Annotated in this window: 13 protein-coding genes; 12 read left to right on the top strand and 1 reads right to left on the bottom strand. The window is 70.2% G+C overall.

What is annotated here, in order from left to right; genetic code table 11:
• Positions 1–14: 14 nt before the first annotated feature.
• Positions 15–611 (bottom strand): nitroreductase family protein, encoded by a 597-nt coding sequence (locus ACIRON_RS00195; RefSeq protein ID WP_091045531.1) that lies wholly within the window; start codon positions 609–611, stop codon positions 15–17.
• A gap of 155 nt (positions 612–766) precedes the next feature.
• On the opposite strand from ACIRON_RS00195, the gene ACIRON_RS00190 reads away from it, so the two are divergent.
• The 12 genes from ACIRON_RS00190 to ACIRON_RS00135 all read left to right on the top strand — a co-directional run bounded on the left by ACIRON_RS00190 (position 767) and on the right by ACIRON_RS00135 (position 15,996).
• Positions 767–889 carry a hypothetical protein gene (locus ACIRON_RS00190; RefSeq protein ID WP_355226458.1) on the top strand — a complete coding sequence of 41 codons (123 nt, stop codon included), beginning with the start codon at positions 767–769 and terminating at the stop codon, positions 887–889.
• A 97-nt stretch (positions 890–986) separates the two neighbouring features.
• Complete coding sequence (locus tag ACIRON_RS00185) at positions 987–3,905, top strand: AAA family ATPase (protein ID WP_402987344.1); 2,919 nt, start codon at positions 987–989, stop codon at positions 3,903–3,905.
• Between the two features lie 90 nt (positions 3,906–3,995).
• Positions 3,996–4,136, top strand: a complete 141-nt coding sequence (locus ACIRON_RS00180; protein ID WP_176883792.1) for a hypothetical protein — start codon at positions 3,996–3,998, stop codon at positions 4,134–4,136.
• 59 nt (positions 4,137–4,195) lie between these two features.
• Positions 4,196–7,126, top strand: a complete 2,931-nt coding sequence (locus ACIRON_RS00175) for an AAA family ATPase (RefSeq protein WP_402987341.1) — start codon at positions 4,196–4,198, stop codon at positions 7,124–7,126.
• Between the two features lie 69 nt (positions 7,127–7,195).
• Positions 7,196–7,783, top strand: a complete 588-nt coding sequence (locus ACIRON_RS00170) for a hypothetical protein (RefSeq protein WP_402987338.1) — start codon at positions 7,196–7,198, stop codon at positions 7,781–7,783.
• Positions 7,784–7,834: 51 nt separating this feature from the next.
• The gene (locus ACIRON_RS00165; protein ID WP_402987335.1) at positions 7,835–8,686 is read left to right on the top strand and encodes an aldo/keto reductase; all 852 of its coding nucleotides are present in this window, start codon (positions 7,835–7,837) and stop codon (positions 8,684–8,686) included.
• A 311-nt stretch (positions 8,687–8,997) separates the two neighbouring features.
• A complete protein-coding gene (gene dnaK / locus ACIRON_RS00160) occupies positions 8,998–10,857 on the top strand; it encodes a molecular chaperone DnaK (protein WP_091045543.1) in 1,860 nt (619 codons plus the stop codon).
• Positions 10,854–11,561: a nucleotide exchange factor GrpE gene (grpE, locus tag ACIRON_RS00155; protein ID WP_402987332.1), complete on the top strand. Its 708-nt coding sequence runs from the start codon at positions 10,854–10,856 to the stop codon at positions 11,559–11,561. Before dnaK ends, grpE begins: the two co-directional genes overlap by 4 nt.
• A gap of 81 nt (positions 11,562–11,642) precedes the next feature.
• Positions 11,643–12,833, top strand: coding sequence for a DnaJ C-terminal domain-containing protein (locus ACIRON_RS00150; RefSeq protein WP_402987329.1), 1,191 nt, complete (start codon positions 11,643–11,645; stop codon positions 12,831–12,833).
• Positions 12,833–13,267 carry a heat shock protein transcriptional repressor HspR gene (locus tag ACIRON_RS00145; RefSeq protein ID WP_402987326.1) on the top strand — a complete coding sequence of 145 codons (435 nt, stop codon included), beginning with the start codon at positions 12,833–12,835 and terminating at the stop codon, positions 13,265–13,267. The genes ACIRON_RS00150 and ACIRON_RS00145 overlap by 1 nt, the downstream gene beginning before the upstream one ends.
• A gap of 399 nt (positions 13,268–13,666) precedes the next feature.
• On the top strand, positions 13,667–14,980 hold the full coding sequence (locus tag ACIRON_RS00140; protein WP_402987323.1) for a hypothetical protein: 1,314 nt from the start codon (positions 13,667–13,669) through the stop codon (positions 14,978–14,980).
• A complete protein-coding gene (locus tag ACIRON_RS00135; RefSeq protein ID WP_402987320.1) occupies positions 14,977–15,996 on the top strand; it encodes an Abi-alpha family protein in 1,020 nt (339 codons plus the stop codon). The genes ACIRON_RS00140 and ACIRON_RS00135 overlap by 4 nt, the downstream gene beginning before the upstream one ends.
• Positions 15,997–16,081 lie beyond the last annotated feature (85 nt).

Below are 16,081 nucleotides of genomic sequence, written 5' to 3'. Positions count from 1 at the left end.
CCGGCGCCCGGCCGTCACCAGCGGCCGCGGTGGACGACGTCCTCGAGCGGAGCGCGCTTGCGGCGGGTGGGGGAGCCCTTGGCGCCGCCGGAGGCGGGGTGGCCGATGGTGACGGCACCGATGGGGTCGAAGGCGTCGGGGATGTCGAACGCCTTGCGGACCGCGGCGTCGGACTCGGGCGGGATGCCGAAGTAGAGGGCGCCGAGGCCCTCGTCGACCACGGTCTGCAGGATCAGCATGGTCGCCATCGCGGTGTCCATGTGCCAGAACGGCATCGGCCAGTGCGCCTCGTCGCGGTCGGTCCAGCCCTTGTCGGGCTGCGCGTAGCGGTCCAGGTAGGCGTCCTTGGAGGAGCACGGGATCACGATCACCGGGGCCGTCATCATCCCGGTCAGCCAGGTGTCGGGGTTGTCCACGTCGGCCGTCGCCTCCCAGTAGCGGCGTACGTCCTCGGGGGTGTCGAGCACGAGGAACGCCCAGCCCTGGGAGAAGCCCGCCGAGGGTGCCCGGGTGGCGTTGTGCAGGATCTTGTCGACCACCTCAGGGGCCACCGGATCGCCGGTGTAGCTGCGGACCATCTTGCGGCGGCGTACGACCTCAGAGAACTCCATAGGTCCAGTGTCCCGTCTAAGGCGCGGAGCTCGTGCCCTAGGTCGGAAAGTAAGGCGGCCGGGCCGGGAAGTAGGGCGCGCGACCGATTCGGGTCCCTACCTCAGCGGAGGAATCTTCTCGATGTCAGCAGGACAGCCCGAAACAGGAGATCGAGATGTACACCACCGTAGGTTACGAAGCAGAGGTCAAGTACCGCCGCCAGCAGATCCAGAAGGACCTGGCCAAGCGTCAGCGGGCCACCGAGGCCCGACAGACGCGACGCAACCGCGCTCGCTGAGATGCGGCCGCGGAACGGCAGTACGGAACAAGGCAGACGCCGAGCAGGAGAGATCCGGCTCGGCGTCTGTTTGTCGGATGGCGCGATGATTGCGCCCATGGCGCAGAGTGCCGAGAGGCTGGTCGGACGTGAAGCCGACCTGGAGACGTTGACCGGGCTGGTCGGACTGGTCGGGCTGGACGGCACCGCGCCGTCGGGCGGAGGCAGGCACGTCCTGCTCGCCGGTGACGCCGGTGTCGGGAAGACCCGGATCCTGCGCGAGCTCCGCGGCCGGGCCACCGCCGACGGCCGGCAGGTGCTGGTCGGGCACTGCCTCGACTTCGGCGACAGCGCCGAGGCGTACCTGCCCTTCACCGAGATCCTCGACAACATCACCGCCGCGCTGCCCGACGTGGTCGCGCAGGTCGCCGACCTACACCCGGCGCTCCGGCGGATGGCGCCCGTGGGCCGTGCGCTCGGCGGGGCTGACACCGACGTCCAGGAGGCGCTCGACCGGGGCAACCTCTTCGCCGCGATCCATGCGCTCCTGGAGCGGGCAGCCGAGAAGGCGCCGCTGCTGGTCGTGGTCGAGGACACCCACTGGGCCGACCAGTCCACCCGTGACCTGCTGACCTTCCTCTTCACCCGGCCGTTCGACGGCCCGGTCACGATCCTCGCCTCCTACCGCGCCGACGACCTCCACCGCCGCCACCCGCTGCGCCGCCAGCTCGCCGAGTGGACCCGGCTGCCGTCGGTCGAGCGGTTCCACCTCGAGCGCCTCTCGGACGATGACGTACGCGTCCTGGTCGGCGAGCTCGCCGGTGATCCGGATGCCGGGTTCGACGTCGAGAGCGTCGTACGCCGCGCCGACGGCAACGCGTTCTTCGTCGAGGAGCTGGTGCAGGCCGCCGGCGCCGACGAGCTGCCCTGGGACCTCGCCGACCTGCTCCTGATCAGGCTGGAGCAGCTCGACGCGACCGCGCGCGAGGTCGTCGACACCGCCAGCGCCGCCGGCCGTGACGTCAGCGACGAGCTCCTCGATGCCGTCGCCGGTCTCGACCGGCCCACCCTCGACGCCGGGCTGAGGCAGGCGATCGAGCGCGCGATCCTGGTGCCGCGCGAGGACGGCTACTACGTCTTCCGGCACGCCCTGCTCGGCGAGGCCGTCTACGACGACCTGCTCCCGGGCGAGCGGGTCCGGCTCCATCAGCGCTACGTCGAGGCGCTGAGCGGCGATCTCACCACCGGCAGCGCGGCTGGTCTCGCCCGCCATGCTCGCCTGGCCGGCGACCACGAGACCGCGCTGGCCGCGGGGATCGCGGCCGGTGACGAGGCGGCTGCCACAGGTGGTCCCGACGAGGCCTCGCAGCACTACCAGCAGGCGATCGCCCTGCTCGCCGGCCGTGCCGGCTCCGATCAGGACACCCAGCGTCTCGTCGACCTGGTGGTCAAGGCCAGCGATGCGATGGTCGCCGCCGGGCACGCCGACCGGGCCGGGAAACTGGCCCGTGAGCAGCGGGAATCGCTCCCGGCTGACGCGCCCGGGCTGTGGCGCGCGCAGCTGATGACGGTCGAGATCGAGACCAGCTTCGCCTATGTCAACGATGCCCGGGTGGGGGCGCTCGCGGAGCAGGCGATGGCCGAGCTTCCCGAGGACGCCGCGCCGCTGGTGCGTGCGCGGCTGCTCGCGGCGTACGCCCGGTCGCTGATGATCTACCGCCGTCACGACGACGCCGAGATGGCAGGCCGGGAGGCGCTGGCGCTGGCCGAGGAGCTCGGTCGGACCGGTCTCGCTGCGGAGGTGGCGGCGACGCTGGCCGGGTCGTGGGGTCGCCCGCCGCAGGACTGGATCGAGCCGTTGCGCGAGGCCGTGGCCCGGGCGGCCAAGGTCGGCGCGCTGCACCCGGAGTTCCGGGCCCGGATCCAGCTCGCCTTCGCCCTCGACGCGGCGGACCGTCTCCACGAGGCCGGTGAGAACTACCGCAGCGCCTTCGAGCTCGGCGTGGAGCGGGGCGTCCCCTGGGCGCCGTACGCCTTCGACGCCCGGATCGCCTGGCTCGACTACCTCCACACCACCGGCCGGTGGGACGAGGCGCTCGCACTGACCGACGCCTACGGCATCCCGCCCGCGCTGTGGCCGTGGCTGGAGTCCAAGCGGCTGATGATCGAGCAGGCCCGCGGCGCCGACGTCGGCGCCGAGGCGCGGCGGCTGCGACCGTCGTGGAAACAGGAGGTGGCCACCGCGCGTGACTCGGTGATGGTCGAGATCAACGCTGCGGCGACCCGGGGCGACGTGGACGGGATCGTCGAGGCCTACGAAGCCGGCGTCGCGGCACTCACCACCGGCTGGGGAAAGTGGTTCGGTGCCCAGGCCCGGCTCTCGGCGATCGCCGTCGGTGCGATCGGCTCGGCCCTCCCGGCCCTTCCCGTCGGTGCGCGCCCGCAGGTGATGGCGCAGGTGGACCGCATCCTGGAGGCGGGCACGCGGCCCGTCGAGACGGATCAGCCCTGGGGGCTGGAGGGGCAGGCGTGGTCGGCTCGGCTGCGGGCCGAGGGGCTCCGTGCCCACTGGCTGGCCGGCATCTCCGTGCCCGAGCAGGACGACCTCGTCGAGGCGTGGCGGGAGACCGTGGCCGCCTTCGAGGCCTTCCCGCACGTCCACGAGCTCGCCTGGTCGCGGGTCCGGCTCGCCGAGATCCTCCGGGCCGGTGGCGACACCGCCGGAGCTCGTGAGCTGGCTGATCAGGCCAGGGCCGCGGCGAAGCTGCTCGGCGCCCAACCGCTCCTCGACCACCTGCTCGCTCTCGGCACCACGCCGCAGCGCTCGACGGCCGGTCCCTCGGGCCAGCTGACCGCCCGAGAGAGCGAGATCCTCGCCCTGGTCGCCGCCGGGCGAAGCAACGGCGAGATCGGCAAGCAGCTGTTCATCTCGACCAAGACCGTCTCGGTCCACGTCTCCAACATCCTGGCCAAGCTCGGTGCCTCCGGCCGCACCGAGGCAGCGGCCATCGGACGCCGTCGGGGGCTCGTGGAGTGACGCGGATCACGGCCGAATGAGGCACCCCTGACGTACGCCTAAGGCAGGCGCCTCATGCGTGGCGCTACCTCAGGAGCCGAGTCTGGATGCATGACTTACACCAACCAGATCAGCTACGACGCCGAGCTCGCCTACCGCCAGCAGAGCATTCGCCGTGCGACCGCGGCCGACCGTCTCGCTCGCCAGGTGCGGCGCCGCCGTCCCCGCCGGATGGACTCGATACACAACTGAGTCCTCGGAGGACGGTAATGCGGGAGAATCCCGAGCCCGGAGGCGCGATGATGGGGGGCATGGCGCAAAGTGCTCGGTCCTTCGTAGGTCGCGACTCCGAGTTGCAGACCCTCACCGGGCTGCTCGGAGCCGACTCGACAGGCTCGATCACCGATGCCCGACGCCAGCACGTGCTCCTCGCCGGAGACGCCGGCGTCGGCAAGACGCGTCTGCTCACCGCGTTGCGCGACAGCGCCGTCTCCGACGGCTGGCAGGTGCATGCGGGGCACTGCGTCGACTTCGGCGAGAGCGCGGTGGCGTACATGCCGTTCTCGGAGATCCTCGACCGCATCGTCGCCGACCTGCCCGACGTCGTCGAGCGGGTGGCGGCCGACTATCCGGCGCTGGCCAGGCTGAGGCCCGTACGCCGCGTGATGGGCGCCAACCAGGGCGCCGCCCCGACCGGGACCGACCGCGGACAGCTCTTCGACGCCGTCCACACCCTCTTCGAGGCGGCCGCCGAGAAGGCGCCGCTGCTGGTCGTGGTCGAGGACACCCACTGGGCCGACCAGTCCACCCGCGACCTGCTGACCTACCTCTTCACCCGGCCCTACGTAGGCCCGGTCGCGATGGTCGCGTCCTACCGCGCCGACGACATCCACCGCCGGCACCCGCTGCGCCGCCAGGTCGGCGAGTGGGGCCGGCTGCCCGACGTCGAGCGGATCGTGCTCGAGCCGCTCTCCGACGACTCGGTGCGACTCCTGGTCCACGAGCTGGCCCCCGGCAAGGTGGACGCCGAACGAGTCGTACGCCGTGCCGAGGGCAACGCCTTCTTCGTCGAGGAGCTGGTGCAGGCCGGCTGCGACGAGGACCTCCCGGTCGACCTCGCCGACCTGCTGCTGGTGCGGCTGGACCGGCTCGACGGCTCCGCCCGGAGCGTGGTCCGCACCGCGAGCATCGCCGGGCGCCGGGTCACCCACGAGCTGCTCGCCGCGGTGACCGAGATGAAGACCGACGAGCTCGACGACGCGCTGCGCACCGCGGTCGAGCAGAAGGTGCTCGAGCCGACCGGCTCGCGCTACACGTTCCGGCACGCGCTGCTCGCCGAGGCGGTCTACGACGACCTGCTGCCCGGCGAGCGGGTCCGTCTGCACGCCCGGTTCGCCGAGGTGCTGAAGGAGACGCCGGGGCTGGGTGCGGCCGCCGAGCTCGCCCTGCACGCCAAGCACGCCGGCGACCTCGCGACCGCGCTGCGGGCTCGCATCGCGGCGGCCGAGGAGGCCCGCAGCGTCAGTGGTGTGGGCGAGGCGGCCCACCACTACGAGAAGGCGCTCGGCCTCGCCGCCGACCCGAAGGTCGCCAAGGCGGCGGCGGTCAACCTGGACCGGGTCTACGAGCGCGCCGCCGACACGCTCATCCTCGCCGGACTGCCCTCGCGCGCCGACGCGATCCTGGCCGAGCGGCTCGACGCCATCCCGGCCGGCCCGTCGGTGGGCCGGGCGCTGCTGCTGGCGACCCGCGCCGAGGCGGCGCTGCTCACGGAGAACGGTGACCCGCTCGCCCACTCCCACGACGCGATGGTCGCGCTTCCCGACGACGCCGAACCCAAGGTGCGGTGCGCGGTTCTCGCCGTGCGCACCCGCACGCTGGTCATGTTCCGGCGCAGCGAGGAGGCCGAGGCCGTCGGGCTGGAGGGCATCGAGATCGCCGAGCGACACAGCCTCTCCAAGCTCGCCTCCGACATGGCCACCAGCCTGTCGATGCTCAAGGTACGCACCGGCCGCGGTGGCGGCGACAAGGTCGAGGGCTTCCGGCAGGTGCTCCGCGAGACGATCGACCAGGCGCGGCGGGTCGGGTCGACGGACGCGGTCTCCCGAGGGATGTTCGCGCTCGGTCGCTCCTACGACGAGGCCGGCGACTACGCGGAGGGGTTGAGGTGGTTCCAGGCCGTGGTCGACGACGCCGGTAGCGAGTCGCTGCAGTGGTCCCCCTACGTCGCCGCGGCCCGCTCCGACATCGTCCGGATCCAGATGGTGCTGGGGGAGTGGGACGAGGCCCTCGCGCTGACCGATGGCATCCTCCCCGACGCGCCGCCGGTCCCGGTGGCGTTGCTCGACATGCTCCGGATGATGATGGAGCAGGCGCAAGGGGCGTCGGTCGGTGAGGCCGCCGCGGCGCTGCGCCCGTTCTGGACGCAGGAGGGCCTGGTCGCCCTCTTCGGCTCGATCGTGGAGATGACCGCGGCGGCCCGTGCCGGCGACCACGCCGCGGTGCTCGCGGTCTACGGCGACGCCGTCGAGACGCTCTCCCAGTTCTGGACCGAGTGGTTCGGTGGCCGGGTACGGCTGGCGGTCGTGGCCGCCTCCGGGATCGCCCAGATGATGCCCTCGCTGCCGGCGGCGCAGTGGCCGGCGCTGGTCGAGATCGTCGACGGCCTGCACAGCGACGGCGAGCAGGTGGTCGCGCAGTACGAGCCCGGGGAGTGGGGTCCGGAGGGCCGGGCCTGGACCGCCCGGCTGGAGGCGGAGGCGCTCCGCGTCCACTGGTTGGCCGGCATCGACGCCCCGCCCCAGGAGTCGCTGCTGGCGGCGTGGGAGCGTGCCGAGCAGCAGGTCGAGGCCTACGGCGACGTCTCGGGGTTGGCCGTCGTCAGGACGACGTACGCCGCCATCCAGCGGGCCACGGGTGACGTGGCCGGCTCGCGGGTGACCGCCGACAAGGCCCGGGAGACCGCGAAGCGGCTCGGGCTGCAGCCGCTGCTCGACGAGCTGAGGTCGCTCGGCGCGACGGCGGTCAAGCAGCAGCAGGCGACGTCGACGTCCCTGACGCCGCGGGAGAGCGAGATCCTGACGCTGGTGGCCGCGGGACGCAGCAACGGAGAGATCGGCAAACAGCTGTTCATCTCCACGAAGACGGTCTCCGTGCACGTCTCCAACATCCTCGGGAAGCTGGGCGCCGGGAGCCGCACGGAGGCGGCCGCCATCGCCCGCCGCCAGCAGCTGATCAGCTGAACCTGTGGTGCTCGACAGGAACGTGTGGCTGAATTGTCACCATCACCACGGGTCGGTCGAGGAGCAGATGTGAAGCAGGGCGGGCAGCACCCGATCGCAGCCGGAGTCACGGCGCTCGTCGCGGTCGCGGTCGGGGTGGGACTGATCATCGGGATCGGGATGTTCGTCGGAGCCAACATCATGGGCCTCGGCGGCGGTGCCGCCGACGACCAGGCCACCGACCCGGACGCCGGCGCCTCGCTCTACGCCCCGTCGCCGAAGCCGACCAAGACCGCGAACGGACCGGCGATCACGCTCGACGCCTCGCCCACGAGCGCTCCCGAGAAGCAGGCGGCCTCCACGAGCCCGACGCCGTCCAAGACCGTCGAGGAGAAGCCCGCGAAGAAGGAGATCACCCTCCAGGCCGGCATCGTCGCGGCGACGCCGATGGAGCGGATCGACCTCACCGGCATCTACCCCGGCGGCGAGGGCGCCATCCTCCGCCTGGAGCGCAACGACGGCCAGGGGTGGGGAGAGTTCGGGATCCCGGACGTACGCGTCACCGGCGAGCAGTTCTCCACCCCGATCCAGTCCGGCCGGGTCGGACGGCACAAGTTCCGGATGAAGGACATCGACACCGGCACCTACTCCAATGTGGTGACCGTGACGATCGGCTGAGGTCGGGACCGGGGATGGAATAGGCCATCACCGGCTTGGTTGTATGTGGGTATGACGGTTCCCACGATCAAGCTCAATGACGGCACGTCGATCCCGCAGTTCGGTCTCGGTGTCTGGCAGGTTCCGCTGGACGAGACCGAGCAGGTGGTGAGCCAGGCTCTCGAGGTCGGCTACCGCCACATCGACACCGCGCAGATGTACCAGAACGAGGCCGGAGTCGGCGCCGCGCTGAAGAGCGCCGGACTCGCCCGCGAGGACGTCTACGTCACCACCAAGCTCAACAACTCCCAGCACGACCCGGTCCGGGCGAAGGCATCGCTGGAGAGGTCTCTGGAGCTGCTCGGCCTGGACCGCGTCGACCTGTTCCTGATCCACTGGCCGCTGCCGACGCAGTACGACGGGACGTACGCGAAGACCTGGGAGGCCCTCGTCGGCCTCAGCGAGGAGGGCCTGACCACCTCCATCGGCGTCTCCAACTTCCAGCCCGACCACCTCGACAAGATCGTCGCCGAGACCGGCGTCGCCCCCGCGGTCAACCAGATCGAGGTGCACCCCTACTTCGCCAACGAGGCCGCTCGCGCCGCCACCCTGGGCCACGGCGCGAAGGTCGAGTCCTGGTCCCCGCTCGGGCAGGGCGGCGGTGAGCTCACCGACCCGGTGGTCGCCGAGATCGCCTCCGCCCACGGCAAGTCGCCCGCCCAGGTCCTGCTCCGCTGGCAGATCGACCGTGGCGACATCGTCTTCCCCAAGTCCGTACGCCGCGACCGGCTCGAGGAGAACCTCGCGATCTTCGACTTCGAGCTGAGCGCCGACCAGGTGGCCGCCCTCGCGGCCCTCGACAAGGGCGAGTCCGGCCGCTCCGGCCCCAACCCCGACACCTTCGACTGGATCCCGTCCTTCTGACGCAGACACACACGCCGAGTCGGCTCGTTCTGACGCAAACACCCGCCGAGTCGGCTCGTCATGACGAGCCGACTCGGCCGAGTTTTCGGTCAGGACGAGCCGACTCGGCGGGATTTTGGCCGGCGTTGGAATAGGGCACGTAAGGTCTTCGTTGTGGACAGTGAACGAAGTTGAGTTGAATCGGCTCAACTTGTTTGCAAGACTCGGCGGCGGCAGCCGCTGGGCGGCAGACCAACCAGTCTTCCGGGGCTCCCCGCCCCAGATGCAACACAGCCACATACACACAGCTTCAACAAGCGGAGGTAGCAAAGATGGCACGTGCCGTCGGTATCGACCTCGGGACCACCAACTCGGTCGTCTCGGTTCTGGAGGGTGGCGAGGCCACCGTCATCGCGAATGCCGAAGGCGCCCGTACGACGCCTTCCGTGGTCGCGTTCAGCAAGTCCGGTGAGGTGCTGGTCGGCGAGGTCGCCAAGCGCCAGGCCGTCACCAACGTGGACCGCACGATCCGTTCGGTCAAGCGTCACATGGGCACCGACTGGAAGGTGAACATCGACGACAAGGACTTCACGCCGCAGCAGATCAGCGCGTTCGTCCTGCAGAAGCTCAAGCGCGACGCCGAGGCCTACCTCGGCGAGACGGTGACCGACGCGGTCATCACCGTCCCCGCCTACTTCTCCGACGCCCAGCGCCAGGCCACCAAGGAGGCCGGTGAGATCGCGGGCCTCAACGTCTCCCGCATCGTCAACGAGCCCACCGCCGCCGCGCTGGCCTACGGCCTCGACAAGGGCGACGACCAGACCATCCTCGTCTTCGACCTCGGTGGCGGCACCTTCGACGTGTCCCTGCTCGAGATCGGTGAGGGTGTCGTCGAGGTCAAGGCGACCTCCGGTGACAACCACCTCGGTGGTGACGACTGGGACAACGCGATCGTCACGTGGATGGTCGCGAAGTTCAAGGCCGCCAACGGTGTCGACCTGGCCGCCGACAAGATCGCCGCGCAGCGCCTCCAGGAGGCCGCCGAGAAGGCGAAGATCGAGCTGTCCTCGTCGCAGAACACGAGCATCCACCTGCCCTACATCACCCACGGTGAGTCCGGCCCCCTCCACTTCGAGGAGACCCTGACCCGGGCGGAGTTCCAGAAGATCACCGCCGACCTGCTCGACCGCACCAAGAAGCCGTTCGAGTCGGTCCTCAAGGACGCCGGCGTCGCGCTCAAGGACATCGACCACGTCGTCCTCGTCGGCGGCTCGACCCGGATGCCGGCCGTGACCGACCTGGTCAAGAGCCTGCTCGGTGGCAAGGAGCCCAACAAGGGCGTCAACCCGGACGAGGTCGTGGCCGTCGGTGCCGCGCTGCAGGCCGGCGTGCTGAAGGGCGAGGTCAAGGACGTACTGCTCCTCGACGTCACCCCGCTGAGCCTCGGCATCGAGACCAAGGGCGGTGTCTTCACCACCCTGATCGAGCGCAACACCACCATCCCGACCAAGCGCTCCGAGATCTTCACCACGGCTGACGACAACCAGCCGAGCGTCGAGATCAAGGTCGCCCAGGGCGAGCGCCCGATGTGGTCGGAGAACCAGCCGCTGGGCAACTTCGAGCTCACCGGCCTCCCGCCGGCGCCGCGTGGCGTGCCGAAGATCGAGGTCGCCTTCGACATCGACGCCAACGGCATCGTGCACGTCTCCGCCAAGGACCAGGCCTCGGGCCGCGAGCAGTCCATGACGATCTCCGGCGGCTCCGCGCTGTCGAAGGACGACATCGACCGCATGGTCAAGGAGGCGGAGCAGTACGCCGAGGAGGACGCCAAGCGTCGCGAGTCCATCGAGATCCGCAACCAGGGCGACAGCCTCGTCTACACCACCGAGAAGTTCATCACCGACTCCGGCGACAAGGTCCCGGACGACGTGAAGACCGAGGTGCAGGCCGACCTGGACGCCCTGAAGAAGGTCCTCGAGGACACCGAGGCCGACAAGGACGCCATCCAGACTGCGATCACCAAGCTCGGTGAGTCCTCGCAGAAGATGGGTGCGGCCATGTACGCCGCGGCCGAGGCCGAGCAGTCCGCTGCCGGCGGCGCCACCGGTGCGACCGGCGAGGCCGACGACGACGTCGTCGACGCCGAGATCGTCGACGAGCCCGTCGAGGGTGAAGAGGGCGACAAGAAGTGACGAAACGCCGCCCCGGCGGGGCGGAGGAGGCCGTCGAGGAGACGACCTCCGAGGCCCTGCCCGAGACCGATCCTGAGACAGAGGCCGTCGAGGCGGACGCTCCGGAGGACGACGCCTCGGACTCGGACGATGCCACCGAGGCGGGCTCCGACGAGGACGGCTCCGACGAGTCGACCGAGGACGAGTCCGACGAGACGGAAGAGACGGACGAGGCAGAGGACGAGGTAGACGTGGTGATCGAGGACGACAGCGAGGTGGACTTCATGGCCGATGCGGCCGACGAGGTCGACAAGCGGGTCGCCGAGCTGACCACCGACCTGCAGCGTCTCCAGGCCGAGTACGTCAACTACAAGAAGCGGGTCGACCGTGACCGCGAGCTGGTCTCGCAGAACGCGACCTACAAGGTGCTCACTCCGATCGTGGACGTGCTCGACACCATCGACCGTGCTCGTGAGCACGGCGAGGTCGACGGCGGCTTCAAGGCCGTCGCCGACCAGCTCGAGAAGATCGTGACCAACCTGGGTCTGAAGAAGTTCGGTGAGCCGGGCGACGTCTTCGACCCCAACCGTCACGAGGCGCTCAGCCACATGGGCACCGACCCGGAGGTCGAGGAGACCTCGGTCAAGCTGGTCGCCAAGGCCGGCTACATGATCGGTGACCGGGTGGTCAGGGCCGCGCAGGTCCTGGTCGTCGACCCGGAGTGACCTGGAGTGACAACGACTGGTGGCCGAGGCTGTCGACACATCGGCAGCCTCGGCCACCGCGAAGAAGGGAGGAGGGGCTAGGTGGCTGAGAACGACGGGATCCGGCCGGACTGGATCAACAAGGACTATTACGCCGAGCTGGGTGTCAAGAAGGACGCCTCGGGCGACGACATCAAGAAGGCCTATCGCAAGCTTGCGCGGGCCAACCACCCCGACTCCAACCCGGGCGACGACGCCAAGCACGAGAAGTTCAAGAAGGTCGCCGAGGCCTACGACGTCGTCGGTGACGCCGAGAAGCGCAAGAAGTACGACGAGGTCCGCACGCTCGGCGCCTCGGGCGGCTTCCCGGGCGGCTTCGGCGGCACCGGCGGCCGCGGCTACAACTTCGACGACCTCTTCGGTGGCGGCACCGCCCAGGGCGGTGGCCTCGGCGACATGTTCGGCGACCTCTTCGGTGGTGCCGGTGGCGCCGGCGGAGGCTTCGGTGGGCGGCGTACGACCCCGAGGGCTCGCCCGATCAAGGGTGCCGACGTCGAGACGAGCGCCACGATCGGGTTCACCGACGCGCTCGACGGCGTGACCATCTCGCTGCGGCTGACTTCCGACGCCGCCTGCCCCGACTGCAACGGCACCGGCGGCAAGCCCGGCACCAAGCCGCGGGTCTGCCCCGAGTGCGAGGGCGCCGGCTACGTCGTCAACTCCGTCGGCGGTGCGTTCTCGATGAACGAGACCTGCCCGCGCTGCGGTGGCCGCCAGCTGATCTACGACGAGGCCTGCCCGACCTGCCACGGCTCCGGTCGCGGCACCTCCGCGCGCACCATCCAGGCGCGCATCCCGGCCGGGGTCAAGGACCGTCAGCGGATCCGGCTCAAGGGCAAGGGCGCCGCCGGTGAGAACGGCGGACCGGCCGGTGACCTCTACGTCACCGTGCACGTCACGCCCCACCGCGTCTTCGGCCGCAAGGACGACAACCTCACCATCGACGTGCCGGTCGGGTTCGACGAGCTGGCCCTCGGCGCCGAGGCCAAGCTGCCGACGCTGTCCGGCTCGCCGGTGACGCTGCGGATCCCCGCGGGGACCCCCAACGGGCGTACGTTCCGGGTCCGCGGCAAGGGGTTCCGGCGCTCGGACGGCACCGTGGGTGACCTGCTCGCGACCGTCGAGGTGCAGATCCCGGCCGTGCTCGACACCGACGCCAAGGCCGCCGTCGAGGCCTATCGGGCCGCGATGGCCGGCAAGCCCCTGCGTACGTCTCTTCTCGGGGAGTCATGATGAGCGAGGGATTCGGCAGCCCGGCTCCGGATGCCGCGGTCTACGTGATCAGCGTGGCCGCGGAGCTGACCGGGCTGCACCCGCAGACGCTGCGCACCTATGAGCGGATGGGTCTGATCACCCCCGGTCGCACCGGGGGCGGCGGGCGTCGCTACTCCTTCCACGACATCGAGCTGCTGCGGTCGATCGCGGACCTGACCGCGGCCGGCATCGGCATCGAGGGGGTGCGCCGCATCCTCGCTCTCGAGCAGCACGTCGACGCCCTGCGCCGACGCAACGAGGAGCTGCTGCACGAGCTGGCAGCGACCCGCGACGCCCTCGCCCAGGCGCGGGCGGCGGCCCCCCAGCCGAAGGGCCCGACCAGCAGGCTTCCTGCGGTTCGTCAGGCGCCGCCCGGACAGGCGATCGTGGTCTGGCGGCGGCAGCAGGGCTAGCATGGCGTGCCCGATTTCGGGGACAGATCTGTTGGCGAGTTGTGGATTTCGGTTAAAACCGATGTTGGTGCGATGCCCGCATACTGATGAGTAAGCCGCGGGTGTCGGACCAACCCCCATATGGTCGGGGCACACGCGGCGGACCCGGTGGAGCCGACCCGAGACGGACCCACCGGGTCCTTCCAATTTCGGCGGTCCAGGACCGCCGGTTTCTTGTTACGGATGTCGGGCCGGTGCGAGCGTCGCCCTGGACCGAACCCGGGTGATCAGGCAAGATCCGAAGTGACGTCCGCGCTCGGCGCGGGCGGTGTCTCCCGGGATCGATGATCCGCGGCGCGCCTCGGTGCCGGTCGGTGCGGTTTCCGGAGGAGTCCCACTGACGGAAATACAAGGGGTCCCGTGTCCAGCGTCGTCGACGTGCTCTCCGGGTGGGACATCGACTGGTTCGAGTTCTGGTCGGTCCCGGTCTTCACCGCCGTGATCGGCTGGCTGATCAACTGGTCGGGGCTGTGGATGCTCTTCTCCCCGATCCATTTCCACGGGTTCACCGTGCCGGGGCTCAAGCAGATCGCCGGCTCGCTGCCGCGCAAGGTCCAGGAGATCCCGGGCATCCTGCGCGGCGGGCTCGGCTGGCAGGGGATCGTGCCGGCACGGGCCGCGAAGATGGGCTCGATCGCCGTCGACCGGGCGTTGTCCCAGATGGCGACGGCCCGCGACTTCTACGAGCAGCTCGAGCCGGACAAGATCGCCGCCCACATCGTCGACGTGTTCCGTCCCGAGATCCCTCTGCTCGTCGACGAGATCATGTGGCGTGAGCATCCGCGGTTCTGGCGCGATCTGCCGCGCCCGCTGCGTACGGTCGTGATCCAGCGGGTCCAGGACCGGCTCCCCGAGGTCGTCGGTGACGTGACCCTCGAGATCGGCAACCACATCGACCAGCTCTTCGACCCGAAGCTCATGGTGATCGAGAACTTCGAGAAGGATCCCTCGATCATCGTGCGGATCTTCAAGGACTTCGGTGCCCGCGAGCTGCGGATGATGGTCGTCTTCGGGGCGATCTTCGGTTTCCTGCTCGGCATCCCGGTCGCCGTCATCGACCAGGCCTTCCACATCTGGTGGCTGCTGCCGATCCTCGGCGTGATGGTCGGGTGGACGACCAACCTCCTCGGCATGCTGCTCATCTTCGAGCCCGCAGAGCCCAGGCGGATCGGCCCGTTCAAGATCCAGGCGCTCTTCGCGCGGCGGCAGTGGCAGGCCTCCGACGTCTACGGCAAGCACATCGCCCAGGACGTGATCACCCTCGAGCGGATCGGCGACCATCTCCTCAACGGGCCCTCGGGCGACCGGACCCGCCAGATGCTGGCCGCGGCCCTCGAGCCCGCGGTCGACGCCGCGGTCGGGCCGGCCTACGGTGCGGTCCGGGTCGCGGTCGGGACCAGGAGGTTCGACGCGATCCGGACCTCGGTCGCCGAGCAGGCCGTCGACTACACCCTCACCCCGTTGCGCGACGCCGCCTTCAGCCAGCAGCAGTCGTGCAACATCCGCCGGCTGATCGCCGACCGGTGCAGGGCGCTGCCCCCGAAAACCTTCGTTGAGATGATGAGAGCCGCGATCAAGGAGGACGAGTGGCTGCTCTACGCCCACGGGGCGATCATGGGGCTGGCGGGCGGGTTTCTGCACGTCGCAGTCTTCGAATGGTGGAACGTGTTGTGAGCGCCCTCCATATCAACACCGAGCCCGGGGCCCGTCGACCGGAGCCTCGTGAGGCCCCGCCCTCGCTCGAGCCGAAGGAAGAGCTCGCCGAGGGCCGTGAGGGGATGCATCACCTGCCCACGCCGGCCCCGAGCGGTGGTTTCGTCGACGATGCGATGGAGGTCCTCCCGGGCCTGCTCAGGATCTCCGCGGTCACGGTCGCCCACACCGCGGGCTGGGGGCTGAGGACGTACGCCCGCGGGTTGGGGCGGGTCGCGAAGGCGGTCGTCGACCCCGACGAGGCGGTGCGGCTCACCGAGGACGTGGCGAGCAACGCCCGTCAGGTGACCGCTCTCGCGAAGCGGGTGGCCACCGGCAACCCGGTCACCGGCCTGCTGGAGCGGTTCGCGCTGCCGGCGGCCGAGAGCGCGAGGGCGGCGATGGAGGGTCGCGCCGCGCGGGTCAACGGCGTCGCCCCGGGCACGGAGCCCGACCGGCTGCGGCGGGCCGGCGAGGAGCTGCTGCGCCGATCGCGCGACGTCTGGGACGAGAACGAGCGCCATCCCGCCTTCGTCAGCATCCTCGACGAGCTGGCCCCCGACGAGGCGCGCATCCTGGTGCTGATGCTCAAGGACGGCCCGCAGCCGGCCGTCGACGTGGTCGAGGGTGGCCTGATCGGCCACCTGCGCGGGGCCCGGATGATCGCCCGGGGCCTGACCATGATCGGAGCGCAGGCCAGCGTGCGCTACCCGTCGTTGGTGCCGCAGTACCTCAACAACCTGACCAGGCTCGGTCTGGTCTGGCAGTCCGAGGACCCGGTCAGCGAGCTGATCCGCTATCAGGTGGTCGAGGCGCAACCCGACGTACTCGAGGCTCTTCACGCCAAGGGTGGTGCCCGGATCAAGCGACGCTCGATCCATCTGACCCCGTTCGGTCAGGACTTCGCGCGGGCCTGTTTCGCGGACGTCGAGGATCTCGACCGGCTGCCGAACCATGAGATCCCGCCCGGCGCGGCGACGGAGGCCCCGACCGAATAGTCCAGCCGAATAGCAGACGCTTCAGGGTGTGTGAGTTCGCCTGTGGGTAGGGTACGCATACTGACGGTCTGGAACTCTGGCGGAA

The sequence above is a fragment of the Nocardioides sp. NPDC101246 genome (assembly GCF_044767415.1).
In the GTDB taxonomy this organism is placed as follows: Bacteria; Actinomycetota; Actinomycetes; order Propionibacteriales; family Nocardioidaceae; genus Nocardioides.
Note: the sequence above shows the minus strand (reverse complement) of the source record. Positions and strands in the feature narration are given on the sequence as shown.

Bases quoted from the DNA above. Each gene is read 5' to 3' on its own strand.
- ACIRON_RS00180 (WP_176883792.1), top strand. From the start codon at position 3,996: ATGACTTACACCAACCAGATCAGCTACGACGCCGAGCTCGCCTACCGC.
- ACIRON_RS00185 (WP_402987344.1), top strand. From the start codon at position 987: ATGGCGCAGAGTGCCGAGAGGCTGGTCGGACGTGAAGCCGACCTGGAG.
- ACIRON_RS00165 (WP_402987335.1), top strand. From the start codon at position 7,835: ATGACGGTTCCCACGATCAAGCTCAATGACGGCACGTCGATCCCGCAG.
- ACIRON_RS00175 (WP_402987341.1), top strand. From the start codon at position 4,196: ATGGCGCAAAGTGCTCGGTCCTTCGTAGGTCGCGACTCCGAGTTGCAG.
- ACIRON_RS00145 (WP_402987326.1), top strand. From the start codon at position 12,833: ATGAGCGAGGGATTCGGCAGCCCGGCTCCGGATGCCGCGGTCTACGTG.
- ACIRON_RS00195 (WP_091045531.1), bottom strand. From the start codon at position 611: ATGGAGTTCTCTGAGGTCGTACGCCGCCGCAAGATGGTCCGCAGCTAC.
- dnaK (WP_091045543.1), top strand. From the start codon at position 8,998: ATGGCACGTGCCGTCGGTATCGACCTCGGGACCACCAACTCGGTCGTC.
- ACIRON_RS00190 (WP_355226458.1), top strand. From the start codon at position 767: ATGTACACCACCGTAGGTTACGAAGCAGAGGTCAAGTACCGCCGCCAG.